This window comes from Gottfriedia acidiceleris, assembly GCF_023115465.1.
In the GTDB taxonomy this organism is placed as follows: Bacteria; Bacillota; Bacilli; order Bacillales; family Bacillaceae_G; genus Gottfriedia; species Gottfriedia acidiceleris_B.
In genome coordinates this window covers 214,712-235,197 of record NZ_CP096034.1, presented here as the reverse complement: position 1 = coordinate 235,197, position 20,486 = coordinate 214,712, and the positions used below count along the sequence as shown (strand labels likewise).

The 20,486-nt window shown below is 32.7% G+C and carries 20 protein-coding genes and 1 riboswitch; of the genes, 5 read left to right on the top strand and 15 right to left on the bottom strand.

Going from position 1 to position 20,486, the window contains the following annotated elements; all coding sequences use genetic code 11:
• Positions 1-186: 186 nt before the first annotated feature.
• From MY490_RS01245 to msrA, 5 genes are all read right to left on the bottom strand, one after another.
• Positions 187-1,569: a UDP-N-acetylmuramoyl-tripeptide--D-alanyl-D-alanine ligase gene (locus tag MY490_RS01245; protein ID WP_248267662.1), complete on the bottom strand. Its 1,383-nt coding sequence runs from the start codon at positions 1,567-1,569 to the stop codon at positions 187-189.
• An 80-nt stretch (positions 1,570-1,649) separates the two neighbouring features.
• Positions 1,650-2,750, bottom strand: a complete 1,101-nt coding sequence (locus MY490_RS01240; protein WP_141437846.1) for a D-alanine--D-alanine ligase — start codon at positions 2,748-2,750, stop codon at positions 1,650-1,652.
• A gap of 276 nt (positions 2,751-3,026) precedes the next feature.
• Complete coding sequence (locus MY490_RS01235) at positions 3,027-4,298, bottom strand: MDR family MFS transporter (RefSeq protein WP_248267661.1); 1,272 nt, start codon at positions 4,296-4,298, stop codon at positions 3,027-3,029.
• Positions 4,299-4,466: 168 nt separating this feature from the next.
• The gene (locus MY490_RS01230) at positions 4,467-4,694 is read right to left on the bottom strand and encodes a hypothetical protein (protein WP_098232559.1); all 228 of its coding nucleotides are present in this window, start codon (positions 4,692-4,694) and stop codon (positions 4,467-4,469) included.
• Positions 4,695-4,977: 283 nt separating this feature from the next.
• Positions 4,978-5,925, bottom strand: coding sequence for a peptide-methionine (S)-S-oxide reductase MsrA (msrA, locus tag MY490_RS01225; RefSeq protein WP_248267660.1), 948 nt, complete (start codon positions 5,923-5,925; stop codon positions 4,978-4,980).
• A gap of 151 nt (positions 5,926-6,076) precedes the next feature.
• Here msrA and mscL point away from each other — a divergent pair, with 151 nt between their 5' ends.
• Positions 6,077-6,478 (top strand): large conductance mechanosensitive channel protein MscL, encoded by a 402-nt coding sequence (gene mscL / locus MY490_RS01220; protein WP_248267659.1) that lies wholly within the window; start codon positions 6,077-6,079, stop codon positions 6,476-6,478.
• A gap of 83 nt (positions 6,479-6,561) precedes the next feature.
• On the opposite strand, the gene MY490_RS01215 is transcribed toward mscL, so the two are convergent.
• Both MY490_RS01215 and lysA read right to left on the bottom strand, forming a co-directional pair.
• Complete coding sequence (locus MY490_RS01215) at positions 6,562-7,755, bottom strand: C40 family peptidase (protein ID WP_248267658.1); 1,194 nt, start codon at positions 7,753-7,755, stop codon at positions 6,562-6,564.
• A gap of 209 nt (positions 7,756-7,964) precedes the next feature.
• Entirely contained in the window at positions 7,965-9,284 is a 1,320-nt protein-coding gene (gene lysA, locus MY490_RS01210) for a diaminopimelate decarboxylase (RefSeq protein WP_248267657.1), read from the bottom strand.
• 135 nt (positions 9,285-9,419) lie between these two features.
• Positions 9,420-9,593, bottom strand: a riboswitch (Lysine riboswitch).
• 306 nt (positions 9,594-9,899) lie between these two features.
• On the opposite strand from lysA, the gene MY490_RS01205 reads away from it, so the two are divergent.
• Entirely contained in the window at positions 9,900-10,838 is a 939-nt protein-coding gene (locus tag MY490_RS01205) for a cation diffusion facilitator family transporter (protein ID WP_248267656.1), read from the top strand.
• A 66-nt stretch (positions 10,839-10,904) separates the two neighbouring features.
• On the opposite strand, the gene MY490_RS01200 is transcribed toward MY490_RS01205, so the two are convergent.
• The 3 genes from MY490_RS01200 to MY490_RS01190 all read right to left on the bottom strand — a co-directional run bounded on the left by MY490_RS01200 (position 10,905) and on the right by MY490_RS01190 (position 12,815).
• Positions 10,905-11,561, bottom strand: coding sequence for a VC0807 family protein (locus MY490_RS01200; RefSeq protein ID WP_248267655.1), 657 nt, complete (start codon positions 11,559-11,561; stop codon positions 10,905-10,907).
• Between the two features lie 227 nt (positions 11,562-11,788).
• Positions 11,789-12,256, bottom strand: a complete 468-nt coding sequence (locus tag MY490_RS01195) for a DinB family protein (protein WP_248267654.1) — start codon at positions 12,254-12,256, stop codon at positions 11,789-11,791.
• A gap of 172 nt (positions 12,257-12,428) precedes the next feature.
• A complete protein-coding gene (locus MY490_RS01190; RefSeq protein WP_248267653.1) occupies positions 12,429-12,815 on the bottom strand; it encodes a DoxX family protein in 387 nt (128 codons plus the stop codon).
• Between the two features lie 176 nt (positions 12,816-12,991).
• Here MY490_RS01190 and MY490_RS01185 point away from each other — a divergent pair, with 176 nt between their 5' ends.
• Both MY490_RS01185 and MY490_RS01180 read left to right on the top strand, forming a co-directional pair.
• Entirely contained in the window at positions 12,992-13,636 is a 645-nt protein-coding gene (locus MY490_RS01185; protein ID WP_248267652.1) for a TVP38/TMEM64 family protein, read from the top strand.
• Positions 13,637-13,748: 112 nt separating this feature from the next.
• A complete protein-coding gene (locus MY490_RS01180) occupies positions 13,749-14,057 on the top strand; it encodes a magnetosome magnetite crystal formation protein family (protein WP_069033916.1) in 309 nt (102 codons plus the stop codon).
• Between the two features lie 119 nt (positions 14,058-14,176).
• On the opposite strand, the gene MY490_RS01175 is transcribed toward MY490_RS01180, so the two are convergent.
• The 3 genes from MY490_RS01175 to MY490_RS01165 form a co-directional block, all read right to left on the bottom strand.
• On the bottom strand, positions 14,177-15,061 hold the full coding sequence (locus tag MY490_RS01175; protein WP_248267651.1) for a TVP38/TMEM64 family protein: 885 nt from the start codon (positions 15,059-15,061) through the stop codon (positions 14,177-14,179).
• Positions 15,062-15,369: 308 nt separating this feature from the next.
• Positions 15,370-16,200: an aldo/keto reductase gene (locus MY490_RS01170; protein ID WP_248267650.1), complete on the bottom strand. Its 831-nt coding sequence runs from the start codon at positions 16,198-16,200 to the stop codon at positions 15,370-15,372.
• 37 nt (positions 16,201-16,237) lie between these two features.
• Entirely contained in the window at positions 16,238-17,440 is a 1,203-nt protein-coding gene (locus MY490_RS01165) for an MFS transporter (protein ID WP_248267649.1), read from the bottom strand.
• A gap of 421 nt (positions 17,441-17,861) precedes the next feature.
• Here MY490_RS01165 and MY490_RS01160 point away from each other — a divergent pair, with 421 nt between their 5' ends.
• Positions 17,862-18,227: a winged helix-turn-helix transcriptional regulator gene (locus tag MY490_RS01160; RefSeq protein ID WP_248267648.1), complete on the top strand. Its 366-nt coding sequence runs from the start codon at positions 17,862-17,864 to the stop codon at positions 18,225-18,227.
• A gap of 46 nt (positions 18,228-18,273) precedes the next feature.
• On the opposite strand, the gene MY490_RS01155 is transcribed toward MY490_RS01160, so the two are convergent.
• Together MY490_RS01155 and MY490_RS01150 are read right to left on the bottom strand one after the other, a co-directional pair.
• Positions 18,274-18,945: a DUF4352 domain-containing protein gene (locus tag MY490_RS01155; protein ID WP_248267647.1), complete on the bottom strand. Its 672-nt coding sequence runs from the start codon at positions 18,943-18,945 to the stop codon at positions 18,274-18,276.
• A 64-nt stretch (positions 18,946-19,009) separates the two neighbouring features.
• Positions 19,010-20,374, bottom strand: a complete 1,365-nt coding sequence (locus MY490_RS01150) for an alkaline phosphatase (protein ID WP_248267646.1) — start codon at positions 20,372-20,374, stop codon at positions 19,010-19,012.
• Between the last annotated feature and the right edge of the window lie 112 nt (positions 20,375-20,486).

Below are 20,486 nucleotides of genomic sequence, written 5' to 3'. Positions count from 1 at the left end.
TCTCCGTAAATTCTTAGTTTATAACCTTTTTCACAACTTATATTACGAACAGTTTTCATTTGTTAAATTATGAGAATAAAGTTTTCACTTTGTATATTTTTACACGCAAGAAGTGAAGAGCAGAACAAAGGAATAAGAAAACTTCTATTCCTATTTCTTCTGCCTTCCCCTCCTTTGATTATTTGCTTACCCTTGGTTTACTAACGCATTTACAACTTCTTCTAATTTCATTCCCCTAGAACCTTTAACTAATACTAGGTCATTTGGTCCAACTTGTTGTAATAAATCTTCAATTAACTTATTTTTATCTTCGAAGCTTTTTACTCTTGAAGAGTCCATCTGTTCAAAAGCTGACGTTGCTGCAAATTTACTTAATGGTCCAAAAGTATAGAGAAAATCGAAATGAAGATTTACAACTTCTTCTCCAATTTCTTCATGAAAAGCAATTTCTTGATCACCTAATTCTAACATGTCGCCAAATACAACAAATTTTCGATTATAACCTTTTAGTTCTGAAGCAAATAAAAGAGCCGCTTTCATAGATGTAACACTTGCATTATAGGCATCATTAATAATTGTTATTCCATTTTCATTCTTTAATAGTTCCATACGCATTTTTGTCATTTCTAAATTCTGCATACCCGAATTGATTTCATCCCATGTTAATGAGAACTTTCTCGCAACTGCAATAGCTGCCATTGTATTACTAATATTATGTTTGCCTAGTACGCCCAATTTAAAACGGACATCCTTAGCTTTATTTATTTCAAATTCACTACCTGATTCATTCATTTCAATAAATGTTGGGTATACATCATTGCTTTCGCTTAAACCAAAAGTTTCGATTGTATAGATTGAGTTTTTGTCTTTTGTACCTTCGATTAATAGTGGTTCATCACCATTAATGACAAGTAATCCATTTTTTGATAGTCCGCTGGCAATCTCAAGCTTCGCCTTTGCGATCCCAGCTCTTGAACCTAGTTCTTGCATATGCGACTCACCGATGTTTGTAATGATTGCCGCGTCAGGTTCAGCTAAATTAGATAAAAATTCAATTTCTCCAAAATTGCTCATACCCATTTCTAAGACAGCAACCTCTGTATCTTCAGCCATCGCTAATACTGTTAACGGAAGTCCGATATGATTATTAAAGTTCCCTTGTGTTTTATGTACTTTATATTTTGCTGAAAGAATGCTAGTTAAAATATCTTTTGTCGATGTTTTTCCATTACTTCCTGTAATACCAACTATTTTACCATTCCACTCACTTAAATATGATTTAGACAGTTTTTGTAATGCTTCTAAAGTATCATCAACTAAGATGACAGATGCGTTTGTTGGTACATTCGAAAATTTTCTAGAACAAAGCACTGCACTAGCACCATTTTCAATTGCTTGAGGTATAAATTGATGTGCATCGAATTTTTCACCAATCAGCGGTATAAATAATTTTCCATTCAAATCTACACGAGAGTCTGTTGAAACTCCGTTGATTGTTAAATCTTCACCCTTTAATTCGCTACCAGGGATCATGTTAACGATTTGAGATAAAGTACGTACGATTGACATTGTCACCGACTCCTCTTCTATAGCTTTTTTCTTCTATTCACATGAAAACACTATTCAACCATGAATAGTGTTTTCAATTGTTAAATATTATATTTAATTTGTTGTTTTTGTTCGTAACGTTCAATTGCTAGGTCTATTAATTTTTCAATTAATTTTGGATAAGTTAATCCCGTAGCCTGCCATAATTGAGGATACATACTGAACGGAGTAAATCCAGGCATTGTATTAACTTCATTCATTAATACGCCACCATCTTCTGTTACAAAGAAATCAGCACGAGTTAAGCCTGATCCATCAATTGCTTTGAACGCAACTTCTGCATAATGCTTAATTTTTTCATATGTTTCAGTTTCTACAGGTGCTGGGATAATTAGACCAGTATCCCCACTCTCATATTTAGCAGTATAATCATAAAATTCTACTGATGGTTTGATTTCACCAACAACAGAACATTCAACTTGATCGTTACCTAATACAGCAATTTCAATTTCACGTCCAACAATATTTTCTTCGATAATTATTTTACGGTCAAATTGGAATGCTTCTTCAAATGAAGCCATTAATGCTTCACGATTCTTAGCTTTCGTAATACCAACACTTGAACCCAAGTTTGCAGGTTTAACAAATACAGGATAGCCTAATTCTTTCTCGACTACTTCATAGCAAGACTCTGCATTTGATTTCCACTCTGTTTTTAAGAAATGTACATATTTAGCTTGAGGAATTCCAGCCTGAGCAAATAAGTTTTTCATTATCACTTTATCCATACCAGCCGCTGAAGCTAATACACCATTTCCTACATAAGGAATATTTAATAGCTCAAGTAAACCTTGAACAGTTCCATCTTCACCATTTGGTCCATGTAATAATGGGAAAATAACGTCAACCGGGCCAGTTGAATCTTGATTTGAAGCTGCAGGAATAATTGATGAAGTTAACGCGACAGGAGCGATTTCATTTACATGTTGATCTTCATTTGAGAATTTTAAAGCTGCAACACTTTCTACTTTCCCCTCAATTTGTTTCCCTTGTAACCATTCGCCTTGTTCTGTTATATAAATTGGATACACATCAAATTTTGTGTGATCTAAGGCAGAAATAACGGCAAAAGCTGTTTGTAATGATACTTTGTGTTCAGCAGATTTACCGCCATATAATAATCCTAACTTAATCTTCATGATGTTCCCCCTACTATTTTTTGCTCTCCCTATTGTACCACTTTATACAAATGTGTATAAGCTTTTATGGGTAGAAACCTATTTTTCTTTACAACATATGCAATGATATCTTTTTTGTGATTTCTTTACAACCATAAAAAGCATAGCTCCACTTAAGCTATACTTAGTTTTACAGAAACTTGAATTTTTAGACTGATTGCAAGCATTTTCTTGCACTCCGACAAGAGCAATAAGAACCGCTCATTTGATGTAGTAGCAAAGAAACAAGCGCCCTTAGACCTATTGCGCTATACCTTTTTGATTATCTCTAATCGCTACTTTTTCATCAAGTGATTGATACATTATTCCTGAAAGTACAACTCCTGTTCCAAGAATTATAAAAAGCCATATTCCAAGTTTTAAATCAAATAATAATCCACCTAATAAAGGTCCCAGAAAACCACCAATCGTATATTTCATACTACCAACGGCCATATAGGTCGCTCTTAACTCTTCAGGTGCAATATTCGCTACAAATGTCATTTGAACTGGCGACATGACCATTTCTCCAAAGGTATAGTATATAAAGATTATTGCTAAGAAAAATAGAATCATCCACTTACCTAATCCAACTTCAAGTAATAATAGAGGTGCAAGGCCAATCGATAAAATGCCCAAGCCAAATAAGATAGCTCCATAAAACATCGTTTTTCCAATTGAACGATTCGATAAATAACTAGAAATCGGAAATTGCAAAAGAACAACTAACAATCCATTAAGTGACATTAAAAATGGGTAAGGATTCCACATACCAAAATGGGATTGAAAGGTTTGTTTAAAATAAAGTGGTAGCATCCCCTCAATTTGTGAGAAACCCATTGAAATAATCACACCTGTTGCTACGTAAAAAATTAATAATTTATCAGATCTAATAATTTTCATAACCTTTTTAAAAGGTATTTTTGTTACTTCATTCTTTTCTTTAACATTCTTTTCTGCAGGAAGTGTTTCTTTTAATAGTAATAACTGTGCAATACTATATAGCCCTAAAGTGATTGCTGCAATATAAAATAAACTGTCTTTCGAAAAGTAAACAACTGAACTTCCTAATAACGGACCGATTACAGTACCTACATTACTTCCAACCCTTAATAATCCATATGCTTCTGTTCTTTTCTCTGGTTTAGTTACATCAGCTACCATAGCAGAAGCTGCGGGACTAAAGAACGAGTTACTAATACCTAGTAAAATTGATAAAATTAAAAATGCTGTATAGCCTTCTGCTAAAGCAAAGGATACTAAAATAAGAGATGTTCCAAGCGTTGAAAAAACCATCATACGCTTTCGACCATATAAATCTGCGAGTCTACCACCAGCCATCGAACCAAATAATGATGCTATAGGTGAAATTGACATAATAAATCCTACCTTTAGCATTGAATCAACTTTTCCTTCTAGGTAGAGTGCAAAAAATGGCATAAGCATCATCATTGCACTACTCGTAATCGTTTCTCCAATCACTCGAATCCACACATTACGGTCCATACCTTTTAACTTTTTAAAAAAATTCATCCTTAAGCGGCACCTCCTAGTGCATCATAACTTCCATATTTTAATCGTTTCGGAAGAATTTTAAGTTTCCAATTACTTTATACACTTATCCGATAAAATATGTTATACAAAACAAAAGGGCGTTCAAATTGACTTATCGCCATTTGAACACCCACTCTTTTTTAACTTTTAAGCTTGTTCTTTTGAAGAAATTGAGAACATCAATCCCAAAAAAGTACCTAATAGAAATAAGGTTGAACAAGAGCCCATCAATACTATGCTCACCGTTAAGCTTACGCCCGTATGTAAGAAACCGCTTCCAGTGAAATATAGTAAAAAAAGAATAAGACCAATAAAAAAGGCAATACCAGAATATTGAGTATATGTTTCAACGATTTCATAATCAGTTCGCTTCATAATGATTAACCTCCTGTTTTCGTCTTTTTTGTGAATTGCAATACCTAATTTGTGACAACTTTGTGACACTTTTATATTAACACACTTATTTCATAATTGTAAATATTTTCAGAAATCTTTTTAGAAAATATTTGTACAAATAGTAAGAAACTAATAATCAAGTTAGATAAATACCCCCCTTCTAAATAAACAAACAAAAAAACCGAGACGAATAGACATCCCGGTTCAAGTTCAAATTTTAATTATTTCAATTAAATCATACTAAGTTAAATATCCTTAGAGTTTATTTTAGAAAAATACTCTTATAATTGCCATAGCCCTCTTCATCCATTTTTTCATATGGAACAAATCTTAATGCCGCAGAGTTTATGCAGTAGCGAAGTCCCTCAGGACCAGGCCCATCATCAAATACATGCCCTAGATGCGAGTCAGCTTCAGAACTTCTGACTTCAATACGCAACATCCCATGGCTATAATCCTTCTTCTCTTCAATTTCACCTTTTAAAATCGGCTTTGTAAAACTTGGCCATCCACAGCCTGAATCAAATTTGTCTAATGAGCTAAATAAAGGAAGTCCTGATACGATATCAACATAGATTCCTTTTTCTTTATGATTCCAGAACTCATTCCTAAATGGTGGCTCAGTTGCATCTTCCTGAGTAACAGCATACTGAATTGGTGTTAGCCTTTGCTTAAGCTCCTCTTGGCCCGTTTTCCAGTGTTCCTTTAAAAATTTTTGACGACCAGATCCTTTAAAGTAAAGTTGGTAACGAACCGGGTGCTTTTTATAATAATGCTGATGATATTCTTCTGCTTCATAAAATGGTTTTGCAGGTATAATTTCAGTTACAATTGGTTTCTTGAAAATGCCACTTTTCTCTAGTTTATCTTTCGAAGCTAGCGCTTGCTCTTTTTGACTTTCATTATGATAGAAAATTGCAGTTTTATATGAGCTACCTCGATCATTAAATTGTCCACCTACATCTGTTGGATCAATTTGTTGCCAAAATAAGTCCAATAATTTTTCATACGGATAGACTTCTGGATCAAATGTAATTTGAACAGCTTCATAATGACCTGTTAAATGAGTGCATACTTCTTCATATGTTGGGTTTTCTTTTTCCCCACCTGTATAGCCTGAAACAACTTTTATAATACCTTCCTGTTGATCAAACGGTTTTACCATACACCAAAAACATCCACCAGCAAATGTAGCCAATTCTGTGCCCATACCTTTACTCCTCCTAAAAATTGTCATTAATTATATTTACCATATCTAGAAGGTGATATAAATATTTTTGCTTAAAAAAGACCAATTGCTATCTTGAAAGAATTAAAATTTGTATGTAAACTTATACGATAATTACACAGGAGGATATAAGATGTTTGCAGAATTTAAAAAGTTTGCTTTAAAAGGAAATGTGCTTGATTTAGCAGTCGGGGTAATTATTGGGGGTGCTTTCGGTAAGATTGTATCTTCTTTAGTTGGCGATATTATGATGCCTCTAATCGGATTGATCTCTGGTGGTGTAGATTTCTCAAAATTAATGTACACATACAATGATACTCAAATTAAATATGGCTCATTTATCCAAACAGTAGTCGACTTCTTTATCATCTCAATTTCAGTATTTTTCTTTGTTCGATTCATTAATAGACTTTCATTTAGAAAGAAAGAAATAGAAGAAGCAAAACCTGTTGTTCCTACTAAAGAAGAAGCTCTACTTATTGAAATACGTGATTTACTAAAAGAACAGGTTTCAAACCAAAAAGGTATAAGCTAAAAGCTTATACCTTTTTGATTTTCCCATAAGACAATATAAAAAACCTCGTACTATACTAAATATAATACGAGGTTAATAAACTATTAGAATTTTCCATAGCCTAAGAAGTGAGAACGAACCCAGCTATTACTTAAGCTGATTACACTGATCCCTTTACTTCCAGCATGAACCATTTTATTTCCACCAATGTAAATACCCATATGTGAAGGACCATTAATATAAGTATTTTGTAAGAATACTAGGTCACCAGGTTGTGGAGAACTGATTTTTGTCGCATTGCTCCAATATGTTTTTACATTTCCACGAGAGATACCATATCCATTATGTGAATATACATACCAGATGAAACCACTGCAATCAAAACCACTTGGAGACGTTCCACCAAATACATAAGGTACCCCTTGGAATTGTAAAGCATAATCTACAAGTGAGTTTCCAGTTGCTGCTGGACCATCATCATTTGAATCTGATTTAGGTTTAGAATCTGAACTAGAATTTGAATTCGAGTTCGAATCAGAATTTGAACTAGATTTAGTAACTGGAGTGCTAACGCTGTCATCTTCTTCATCATCGCTAGATAATGCAGCTAGTTCAAGAGATTGCTGCTCAAGACGTTGAACTCTCTCATCTTCTTTAGCATTCTCTAATTCTTTAACTGCTAGCTTTAAGTTAGCTTCAGCAGTATTTAATGATTTTTGTTTTTCAGCTTGTGATTTTGAAAGTTCACTTTGTTGAGCAACTAAATCTTCTTTTGCTGTTACTAAAGTTTCTTTCTTCTCATCAACAAGTTGTTTTTCTTTTACTACTTCTGCTTGTTCAGACTTTTGTTCTTTAATGATATTTTCATCAGCTTCAAAAAGTGTTGAAATTGAGTTTACTCGATTAAAGAAGTCTACGATTGAGTCAGAATTAAATAAAACGTCTGTTACTAGATTAACTTTTGGTTGCTTTTGCATTGCAACTAAACGATCCTCTAATAAATCGTTACGTTTTTGAATTCTGTCTTGTAAATATGTAATTCTCGCTTTTTTATCTTTAATAATTTCTTCTGTTTCAGAAATTTCTGCTTTTTTTGCTTCTATGTTATTCTTAGTTGTTTTAATTTGTTGATCTATTTTCTCTATCTCGTTGCTTAATTCTTTAAATTGTGATTGGAACTTATCTACTTCAGCTTGCTTTTTTTCAACTTTGCTATCAGCTAATACTGAAGCATTTGGCGCTAATGATAATACTATTGTACTTGCCATCGCCAGCACTGCTAGTTTTTTTCTTAACATTTCAGCGTTTCTCCTCTCGCTAATCTACGTAAATATTTATACCATAGATTCCCGAAGAGAGTCGCAATTGTTACAATATTGTAATATAAATGATAAATATGTCTTTATATGTCGATAAATTATCATCTTTTATTAAGGAAAACGAAATAAAACACTTCTATATAATATAGAAGTGTCAGTACCTGAGACACTTAACACAAGTTTGTTAATTATCTACTAGAGTTTTCGATGTAAACTCTGTCATTTCTAACTAAATCTTCATATGTTTCTCGACGAACTACTTCTCTTGAAACACCATCTTTAACAAATACTACGGCTGGGCGACGGATACGGTTATAATTATTAGCCATTGAATAGCCATATGCACCAGTGCAAGATACAGCTAATAAATCATTGTTTTGTACAACAGGTAAATTACAATCCCAAATTAACATATCGCCACTTTCACAACATTTACCAGCAATTGAAACAACTTCTTTATTCTCATCATTTGCTCGATTTGCAAGCATCGCTTCATATTTTGATCCGTATAGTGCAGGACGAATATTATCAGTCATTCCCCCGTCAACAGATACATATTTACGAATTGAAGGAAGCGTTTTTGTTGAACCAATTGTATAAAGTGTTGTTCCAGCTTCACCAACAATACTGCGTCCTGGCTCTAACCATAATTCAGGTAATTTGTAGTCTAACTCTTCACATTGTTGTTTAATTATATTCGTAATTTTTTCTATATGTTTAGCAACAGCTAAAGGCTCATCTTCTGAAGTATAGCGAATACCAAAGCCTCCACCTACATTTAATATTTCAGCTGTAAAACCTAAATCGTTTTTAAGACCATTTAAAAAGCTCATTAATACATTGATTGCATGAACAAATCCATCTGGTTCGAAAATTTGAGATCCTATATGTGAATGCACTCCTAATAATTTTAGGTTAGTTGATTTTAAAGAAACTTCAACTGCTTCATTAGCTTGACCAGACATAATATCGAATCCAAATTTGGAATCTTCTTGACCGGTCATTACATATTCATGTGTATGTGCTTCAACACCTGGCGTAACACGTAACAAGATTGATACTTCTTCATTACGTTGTTCAGCTAAGGCCTGTAATATTTCTAGCTCAAAGAAATTATCGACTACAAAACAACCGATTTTTGCATTTAAAGCTTCTTCAATTTCTTCAATTGTTTTATTGTTTCCGTGAAAGTGAATTTTATCAGCTGGATAACCAGCTTGCAAAGCTGTATATAACTCTCCACCAGAAACAACATCTAGACATAGACCTTCTCTTTCTATTAAGCGGGCTTGTTCAACACATAGAAACGCTTTACTCGCGTAAGCAACTTGATACTTCATTCCCGTTTCTCTTAAAGCTTCATGGAATTCCCTACATTTTGATTCAATTAATGCTTCGTCATAAATGTATAGAGGGGTACCGTAATTTTTTACTAAATCTACAGTATCACAACCTCCGATTTCTAAATGTCCTTCATTATTAATTCGACTATTACCATGTAAATACATTCGTATTCTCCCTTCAAATCAAATGTAAGATCATTCTTAGAAGCTTCCTTCAATGTATTAGTGTATTAAAAAAGACACATGAAGGATATGTTCATGTGCCTATCGCTTTTAAAAAAAGGACTTAGCCAATCACATCTCTTCAATAGCTCTTCACAAACACATGTGACAGTACTACATTTATTAAATGTAGTCCCAGAAATAAAATGTGTGGCAATTTATTTCTTCGGCATAGGATCCTTTCTCATTTCGTCATAAAACCCACAGTTTTCTGAAATGATACTCATATACAATGCAACCTCTACGAATAGACTGTTATTTTTTATATTAGTCTATGTATAACACAGTCTAAAAATAGATGTCAAACCATTTTTAAATTATGTGTCGATTTATATTTAATCGCACACACAGCTTTTGCTTTCCAAAAATAGTATTTATATTATAGAATATGTTTTATGCGAGAGAAAAGGTGATTCAAAAATGAAAAATCATTTCAATAAATATAAATTAAATCTAAAAAAAACAAACCACTAACAAATTGTTAGTGGTTTTTCTTTTTTGTTGCCTTATTACAAAACTCTTAACTTAAGTAGAAAAAATTGGACAGGGGTGAATAGATTGCGTTCAAGCAAAATAGCAGTACTTTCAATATGTAGTAACACATTCATCGTTTTATTAAAATTAATTGTCGGGATTTTTACTGGTTCCGTAGCAATTATCTCTGAAGCAATTCATTCTTTATTGGATTTAGTTGCTTCAGTCATTGCATTTTTCTCTGTAAGGATTTCAAACAGACCGCCCGATAAGGAACATCCTTATGGTCATGGTAAGTTTGAAAATATTTCAGGTACGGTCGAAACAATCTTAATATTTGTAGCTGGTATTTGGATTATCATTGAATCTGTTGAAAAGCTACTTCATCCTACCCCAATTAAAATGCCTTTTATCGGTGTAGTTGTCATGTTAATTGGAGCGTTAATCAATTGGAGAGTAGGAAAAATCGTTCAAAAAGTAGGAAATGATACTCATTCTGTTGCAATGCAATCAAACGCTTTGCATTTATTAACAGACGTTTATTCATCGCTCGGAGTTGCAATAAGTTTAATTTTAGTCAGTCTTACTGGTTGGGATTTTCTCGATGCATTAATCGGAATTGGAATCGCAATTTATATAATGAAAGAATCAATCGAACTTGGACGTAAGTCGTTTACCCCCCTACTTGATACTGGGTTATCTAAAGATGAATTAAAACAAATCGAAAATGTATTATATTCTTTTAAATCCCAATTTATCGAATATCATGACTTACGCACGAGACGTTCGGGTGCTGAGGAGCATATAGATTTCCATTTAGTATTACCATCACACATGAGCATTGAAGAAGCTCATTTACTATGTGACAAAATTGAAGAAGAAATAAAAAAGGTTTTAGTTGATCCTAAAATATTAATTCATGTCGAACCAGAAAATGAGAGAATACAAAAAATTGATTTCATAAATACATCAACTAGAGAAGAACAGGAATTCCAAGGAGTAGGAAATTCATTAAAGGGATAAATAGACATTAGAAAACCCCACAAGAATTTTATAACTTGTGGGGTTGCTTCTATATAAGGACTTTTACTAAATAATAATTTCATCGGAAGGTTGCTCTGAGTCGTCTCCTTTTAATTTTTGAGCTCTCATCGTAACCATTGCATAGCCAATCGCCATAATGATGCCAAAAATATATCCACCAACTGTAAAGATAATTGTACGTGAGTAATATGCTTTTAATCCAAACGTATCAACCATCCACCATTGTGCAACAGCAAAAACGATATCTTTAATAATCCATGCGACAAACAAGTACTGAAACACTTTAAATAGTGAAGAATGTTTATATAATTTTTTACTTTCTTCACGACCTTGCCCCTGTATTGCAGCAATATCAATCATAAAATAATATGGTAATGGCTTTTTTAAAGCCAATAAAACTAAAAATACGACTACAACCCCAAAGTGATAATACACATTGTACAAAATTAAGTTTTTCGCAGAACCTAATGCCATTAAATCAACGGCAGTACTTACAGTTAATGTTGAGATAATAAAAATTCCAGTAACATTAAACTGTTTAGTATACCAAAAACGAAATAAAGTATATAGGATCCCTGGAACTGTCGGTAAGAGCATTGCCCAATAATCACTAAAATAGTGTTGTAAAACTTTATATAAAACAAGTGGGAATACTAAATACAAAATTAGATCGTAAATTATTAAATTACTTTCTTTCCTCATTTATATAACCTCGTTTTTTTAGGCCTTTTTCATCATAATCATTGCTATTTATTAGTATTATTAATGTTACTAAAAACAAAAATCAATCAGATAGAGCCCTATTTTATTTTGAATTACCACAATTTTCAAACTATCAAAATGACAAATTGTTAAACATGATTATAACAAAAAAATCTAAGAGCATAAACTCCTAGATTTAATGTGTGGACAAAAGTCAAAAAATAACTCTACTGGCCAAGTGATCTTTTTAAACCGTTTATTAATCCGGCATGTAGCCCTTCATGGAAAATATTAAAGCTAATCATGTCTCGAACTGTTTTTATTTCAAAACTACCTATTTTCATCTCTTTTGAAATGAGTTCATCTAAACGCCCTTCATATGTAGAAATAACTTGTTCAACTTGCTGTTCTAATAAAGTAACAACTTCCTCATATGATGGTGGCTCCGCTTGCCAGTCACCAGGTTTAGTGCCACCTTTGAAAAAATTAATGAATTCCTTTGAAAGTTTCCCAGCATCACCAGTGTTAGCATAAAGTAATTGCTCATATGCCCCTAGCACATGTCCTGCATTCCAAAGTATATTATTATTGAATCCTGCTGGTATTACATCTACAGCTTCTTTTGAAACTGAACCAAGAACCTTCAATGTATAAACCCTTGTAAACCTAAGTTGTTCAAAAATAGCATCTGCCATCTTGATCCCTCCATATAATGTCATTACTCATATTATCGTATCACGAATGAGAGATATTTTTCATGAAAAGATGCTATCTCTAGAGTAACAGATGAACGTTTAACGATAATTAAGATACAAAAAAGGAGCCTCAATAGTGAGACTCCCTCCAGTCTTATTAACTATCAAACCCTTAAAATAAAACCATTGTTCCTGGACCAGTAAGCAATAATCCTACTGCAGCTGCAATAATTAATAGATTAAACTCAAATCCATTCGAACTATTCCAGAATCCGTTCTTTATATGAACCTTTATAACTGCTACTGCCATCACTACTATTATCAACCATGCACCTATTTCTGTATATACACCAGCCGCTACAAAGAATCCACCTACGATTTCTGCCACTCCTGTTATAAAAGCAAAAAATGCTCCAGGTTTGATTCCTATCGACTCTAACCATTGTCCAGTTCCTTTAATACCGTAACCACCAAACCAACCAAATACTTTCTGCACCCCGTGACCTAATAAAATAATACCTAAAACAAGTCTAATAACTAATAGGCCTTCATCAAGCATATCTCCACCTCAATTCTCTTTAATTTGAGATATTTAGTGCATAATTATTTTTATTCATTTTTTGACAGGTTTATGACCTTTATTAATAATATTTAAAAAATGAATCAGTTTTCTTATATTTGTGGAATAGAATATTATAACAGATGATTTTCTAACTTAAAAGGAGAGCATACATCATGAAAAAAGTCGTTCCACTAACTGTAATCGGCTTTTGGATTTTAATGCTACTACTCGCAATTCGATATCATTTATTTCATTTATCATTGCAAGATATAAAACAGTTTATTACTAATTCTTCCATCAATCCGATGCTATTATTTGTCGCTATTTTCTGTGCAAGAATCTTTCTATTCATTCCTAGCTCTGTACTAATTGTAGTAGGTAGCTTGTTTTTTCACCCGTTTGAAACCATTCTCTTATCATTAATCGGAATGGCTATCACAGAAACAATTATTTACTTATTAAGTAGAAGTATTTTAAGTGATTCGATCCAGCAATTTATGGAGAATAAATATCCCTCTTTATTTGAAGAGCTTATTTCGAACCGAAAAAGATACTTATTCTTAACAGTTGCAACTCCACTAGCTCCGACAGATGGCGCATGCTTTATCGCAGCCTCAACCAATATGAAATACTTGTCCTATATTGCAATTGTTTTTGCTGGTAATATTCCGATTGCAGTTCTTTATACCTTATACGGAAATTTCTTGCTTGGCTCACCATGGATTACAATCTGTATTACAGCTACAATCTTAGTCGGATTTTTCATTTACATTTCTTTAAAAAAGAGACAAAAAAAAGATACACATTTCTCAGCATAAAGTTTTTTAAATTATGTATTTTTAAAAATTGTTAATAAATAAATCGATTTTTATATATAAATTAAACTATACTAAGGTTAATTAAAACTTTTTAAGAAATTGAGGTAAAAAGATGGAAACAAATAAGATTTTGTCCTCATTATGTTATTTTAGCGTATTCTTCGCACCTTTTTTATTCCCTATAATTGTTTATTTCGTTGCAAAGGATCAACAACTAAAATCCCATTCTAAACGAGCATTTTTTTCACATATACTTCCATTTCTAACAATTATTATTTTAGCGATTATTTCCCTTTTCACTTTTAATACTTTTGGTGACGGTGCAGGTTTTGCTCTTATCGGTGGATTTATTTTAGCTTTCATTGTTAATTTAATTGTCTTTATTTGGAATATTGTTCAAGGTATTAAAGTATTGATGTAAATTCGTCATGTTTTCTACATTATTTCTCAGGAAATTTTCAATTTCGACAAACACAATTTTAAACTTTCTTAATAAGTAAAAAGGCAATGTAATGTTAAACATTACATTGCCTTTTTTTATTATTCACTTTGTGTAACATAAGCTTCTTTTGAATTAGTTCGTTTAATTGATTTCTTAATCATAAATGATAAAGATAAGATGCAGGCAAATAAAATGGAGCTAGTTAAAGCTATTTGCGATGTTGTTAAAGAGAAAAATTTAGCCAAATAGACAGAGTATGATAGTAGAGATGATGTAATTAATTTTGAAATTGAAGCAATTAATAAAAACTTTTTGAAAGAGACTTTACTAATTCCTGCCCCGACACAAATAATTTCATCCGGTAAAATCGGAATGATAAACATTAAAGTTAAAATAATTGTTTCTTTTTTTTTGACATATTCCTGATACTTTTTTAACTGTCTTTCTTTAACAAACTTTGAAACTAATTTAAGTCCACCTATTCTTGCTAAGAAATACATAATGACAATACCTAAAGTTGAACCTAAAAATCCAATAACCGCTCCTGTAAACGATCCGATTACAGCACTACCTGCAGGAATAGTAAGTGCTTCTGGTAAAGGTAAAAAAATCGGTTGAAACAAACAGATTAAGAAAAATAATAATTTTGCAGTTGTAATATGATTGGTTAATATTCGCTCAACTCCGTACGTATCAACGAACACTAGAAATTGACTAACATAAAATAGAATTCCAACTACTGATATACAAAGTAGTAAACTAACTAGTGCTATTTTTGTAACCTTTAAAAGCTTTTTATGATTCGATACAACTAGATAGAAATCTAGTAGCAAAATTACCATGATTGCAAAAACAAATGATATTTTATAAATCGTTACGACAGTAGGTAAACTAGTGACTAATATTAAGATCAATATTGTAGATAATACTATGTGTAACGTAAGTTCTTTCATCGTATTAAACTGTTTATTTTCTTTCTTCAATGTTATCAACTCCTCTACTAAAGCTTGGCCGTTCTCCATATATTATTCGCTACTATGTTATAGTAACGAAACGGTAAATAATTTGAAACGAACTTAAGTATTAAACTTAGTAAGTCTTAAGTCTTACGCTGAGGAAGTTTTTGTAATTGGAATTGTTATATTCGGATATTCGACCATTTAGACAAAATGCCTCTATGATTTAGCTTGAGTTGATTAATTTTTTTAAAAGATTTGATTTTCAAACGCTCTACATTCAATTCGAAACAAAAACGACTGTCAAAGATTTGACAGCCGTTTACTTTTTTAAATTAAAAATCAAAATTGTCAGGGTCTGGACCTACTCGGTGGTTTTGGTTCAGAGCGTTGATTTGGTTCATATCTTCTTCTGTTAGTTCAAAATCGAAAATATTTGCGTTTTCTTGAATGCGGTGTTCTTTGATTGATTTTGGTATGATCACTACACCGTTTTGTAAATGCCAACGTAATACAACTTGAGCAATTGATTTATTATATTTGTTAGCTATTTGTAATAATGCTTCATTTTCAAACAGCTGTCCTTGCATTAATGGAGCCCATGCTTCTACTTGAATTGAATTTTCTTTTAAAAATTCTCTTAGCTCAACTTGACTTAACATAGGATGTAACTCTACTTGATTGATCATAGGCATTATTTCAGCATTCGCCATTACTTCTTTCAAATGATGAATTTGGAAATTACTCATCCCAATTGCTTTTACTTTACCATTTTTGTATAGTGTTTCAAGTGCTTTCCATGATTCAATATATTGACCTTCTACTGGCCAGTGAATTAAATATAGATCTAAATAATCAAGACCTAGTTTTTTCAAACTTAATTCGAAAGCATCGATAGTTGATTGGTAGCCTAGATCTGCATTCCATACCTTTGATGTAATAAATAAGTCTTCACGTTTAAGACCATTTTCTTCAAGAGCTTCTCTAATTCCTTGCCCTACTCCTTCTTCGTTTTGATAAATCGCTGCAGTATCGATACTACGGTAACCATTTCGTATTGCAGCTTTTACAGCATCAATTACGACTTGTCCATCTTCTACTTGGAAAACTCCTAATCCAATTACTGGCATTTCTAAACCATTATTTAATTTAACTAATTTATTCATTTTTATTTCTCCTTTTTTATATGATATTTTTTAAAATTTATTTTTTCTTTTCTAAAGAAGCACTCGAGATGCTTAATAGAACTGCTCCTAATACCATGATTCCACCAATCCATGGTGTATGAATCAAGCCGATTGTATCTACGACTAAACCGCCAATAAACGCTCCAATTGCAATACCAACGTTGAATGCTGCTATATTTAGCGCTGATGCAATATCAACAGCAGATGGGACATACTTCTCAGCTAATTTCACAACATGAATTTGTAGACCAGGTACATTCATAAAAGCAAGCAAGCCTAAGAAGAAAATCGTTACAATTCCTACTATTTTAAACGGTGCCGTAAACGATAGAATGATGAGAACAATTGCTTGAACTGCAAACATCCAGGTTAATGCTTTTAAAGGATTTTTATTTGCCGCTTTTCCACCAATCGTATTACCAAGTGCTACTGCAATTCCATAAACAAGTAAGATAATACTTACAGAGTTTGGCGCAAAGCCTGTAATTTTTTCAAGGATTGGTGACAAGTATGTGAATGCTACAAAAGTACCTCCATATCCTAATGCTGTAATAGCAAAGGCCAAAAGTAATGGGCCATTTTTTAAAACTTTCAAGTTATCACTAAATTTTGATGCCGGTGGCTGTTTAATTGTTTTTGGAACTAATATTGCAATTGCAATGATTGCAATAACACCTAATAGTGCTACAGCTCCAAAAGTTGATCTCCATCCAAAATGCTGACCAATAAATGTGCCTAATGGAACACCTGTCACAGTCGCAACAGTCAAGCCTGTAAACATAAATGCAATCGCACTTGCACGTTTGTTTTCAGGTACTACATCGGACGCAATTGTTGAACCGATTGAAAAGAATACACCATGTGAAAATGAAGTAATAATTCGTGCCACTAACAATAACCCAAAACTAGTTGAAAAGGCAGCAGCACTATTACCAATAATAAAAATAATCATTAATAGCATTAGTAACGATTTTCGACCAATTTTGTTTGTTAATGCGGTTAAAATTGGTGCTCCAACCGCAACACCCATCGCATATCCAGAAATTAATAATCCCGCTAATGTGATTGAAATTTTCAAATCACCAGCTAGAGTTGATAATAAACCAACGGGAACAAATTCAGTTGTTCCGATACCAAATGCACTAACAGCAAGAGCCATTAGCGCAGGAGTGCCACTTTTTTTCTCATGCACTTTAATCGAAGCAGCAGTCGAATTCATAAAATTCCTCCTTGTTATTTTTATTGCGAGTTTTATTATTAGTTTGAATATAAAGAGTCATGGCGCCTGAATAAAGTCTCATTGTCATTCAAAACATAAATGAAAGGAAATAGTAAAAGTAACGTCTTCCTCTATACATTTAAGTAAGAACGGAAAAAATACTTTTCTTAAATATGTGTTAATCAATTAACTATTGTCATTATGAGCGATAGGATTGAGTAAATGAAGTATGTACTTTGAAGTGATATAGTTACTTTTTAGTAACATTTAAGCCAATAAAGGTTTAAAACAGAGAAAAATTTACAAAAAAGTTTTTTACGGAACTAGAAACTACACAGTTTGTGTAGAGAATGTTATGATATTTGAATCATTAAAAATATGTTTCGTAGGTTTTAATAAAAAGAAAGAAGGAGAGGAGAAAATGAAAAAATACAATATTCCAGTTGAAGCTTCATTAGATGTAATCGGTGGTAAATGGAAGGTCGTGATTCTTTGTCATTTGACAAAAGGCACGAAAAGAACTTCACAGTTAAAAAAATTAATGCCGAACATTACCCAAAAAATGTTAACTCAGCAGCTAAAGGAATTACAGGAAGACAATATCGTTCACCGAAAAGTATTTAATCAGGTTCCACCAAAAGTGGAATATTCCTTAACGGATTACGGATGGTCTTTAAAAGAAGTATTAGACTTACTGTGCTCTTGGGGAGAAAATCACATTGAACATATGTACCCAGACAAAAGTGAAGTACTCCTTCCACCAGTTGAGGATGAGATAACCCTATAAATAAAAAACTCCTTTTTCTTTTAAGAAAGGAGTTTTTTTCTGCAATCTATTTTAAATCCACTTTAATATTTTGGGCTTTCGCAATAACTTTATGTTGATCATCTAATACATCACTAGTTGTTATTTCAATCCACTTCAAGCTAGGATCAGTATGCTCTACTATAAATCCCATTGCACCTTGCTTTGAACTATTAGGATTGATTCCCCCACCTAAATATTCAATATAGAAGTCATCTTTAAATTCCTTTACTTCATTATTACTTGTCATCAAATGGGCAACTGGACCAAAGTGTAATTGTTTTTGCGAGTGATTAATGATTTCTACCTCAACCTTAACGAATCGAAAACTTTCATAGCTTTCTGTATAATAATGAAAATAATCCATTAAAGAATACGTAGGTAAGTTTTTGATCAGCTTAATCTGTTTAATTTTCATATCGATTGGCCCATTTGAATAGGACTTATTTAATGAAGCAATGCCCTCTAAAGTAACTTCACCTTTTTCATCTTTAAGTGTTTGACCTTTAATAAGTAAACTTGTATCATCTGAAACCTGTGGATTTGGCACATATAAATCATTTAAAGACTTTGCTCGGCTTTTGGAGATTGTAGAAACATTTTTTATGTTCTCCGCTGAAGCAGTTGTTTTCTCCTTCTGAACTGAGCTACATCCTGAAAGCATTAAAGAAAGTAAAATAAATGGAATCAATTTTTTCATAAAACTCCCCTTTCATTCTTAAATCCCGTTAAATAAAGTCATTTAACGGGATCTGTTTTTTTACTTATTTACCATTCTTTAAAATTCTAAAGATGTTTTTCGCTTGGTCAGTATTATTAATTTTCCCTGCAAATAGTTGGCTGCCAGGGCCATACGCATAAACATTTACGTCTTCACCTGTGTGACCACTAGTAGTCCAACCAGTTACTGAACGGTTATCAAAAATTGTTTCGATTGCATTATCAATCTCTAACAGATTTTTTGACTCTGCTGCTTTTTTAACAGATTGAATTTCTTCAGGCTTCAATTCTAAGTTAATAGTTGATTTTAATGTTTTTTCTACATCTGCGCCTTTACTAATTTGTTGAGCCATGAAATCAGGAGTACGTTTAGCTGCAGCGATCGGTGCGCCGTACCAATTGTAATCACCTTTTGCCCCAATAGAATATCCACCTGTTGAGTGGTCTGCTGTTGCAACAACTAATGTATGCTTGTCCTTTTTAGCAAATGCAATTGCAGCTTTAAATGCTTTTTCAAAATCTTCCATCTCACTCATAGCTGCAACGATATCGTTGTCATGTCCTGCCCAATCAATTTGACTACCTTCTACCATTAAAAAGAATCCATCTTTATCACTGTTTAATTTATCAATTGCTGTGCTTGTCATATCGCTTAATGATGGCATTGAATCATCACGATCGATCATCTTCGGCATTCCACCAGGAGCAAATAAACCTAATACTTTATTGTTTTTATCCTTTAACATTTGGTTTTTATTCGTTACATAAGAGTATCCATCTTTTTTAAATTGCTTTGTTAAATCACGATCTTCTCGTACAAAGTTACTTAACCCACCACCAAGCATGACATCTATTTTATGTCCACCTTTAATGAATTCATCATAATAATCATCCGCAATTGCATTCATATTTTTACGACTGACATCATGAGCTCCATAAGATGCCGGTGTAGCATGTGTAATTTCTGAAGTAGCTACAAGTCCTGTTGCTTTGCCTTTTTCCTTTGCAGCTTCTAGTACTGTTTTGACTCTTGACCCATCATTATCTACACCAATTGCTGCATTATATGTTTTAACCCCCGCTGACATAGCTGTTGCCGCTGCAGCAGAATCAGTAATATTTTGCATTGGATCCTCAGGATATGTCATTTGTTGGCCTACTAAGTAATGGTCAAATTCTGTTTGTTCTACTACACTTGTTTTTGGATTATCTTTTAAATAACGATAAGCAGTCGTGTATGAAACACCCATTCCATCACCAATTAAAAAAATTACATTTCTAATTTCATTCTTGTTTGTTTCCTTAGCTTGTACTGTATGATTAGCAGAAGAGCCAATAAACGCACCAAATGCCATTGTTGAAAGCACTGCTACTGGAATTAACTTTTTCTTAAGCTTGTTTCTGAACATAAAAAAACCCCCTAAAAATTAAAATTTCATTAGATTTCACCTCTTAATTTTAATGAAATTTTATTAATTTACTTTGGAGGTACTGTAAATAGAGTATTAAGAATTGTTTTTA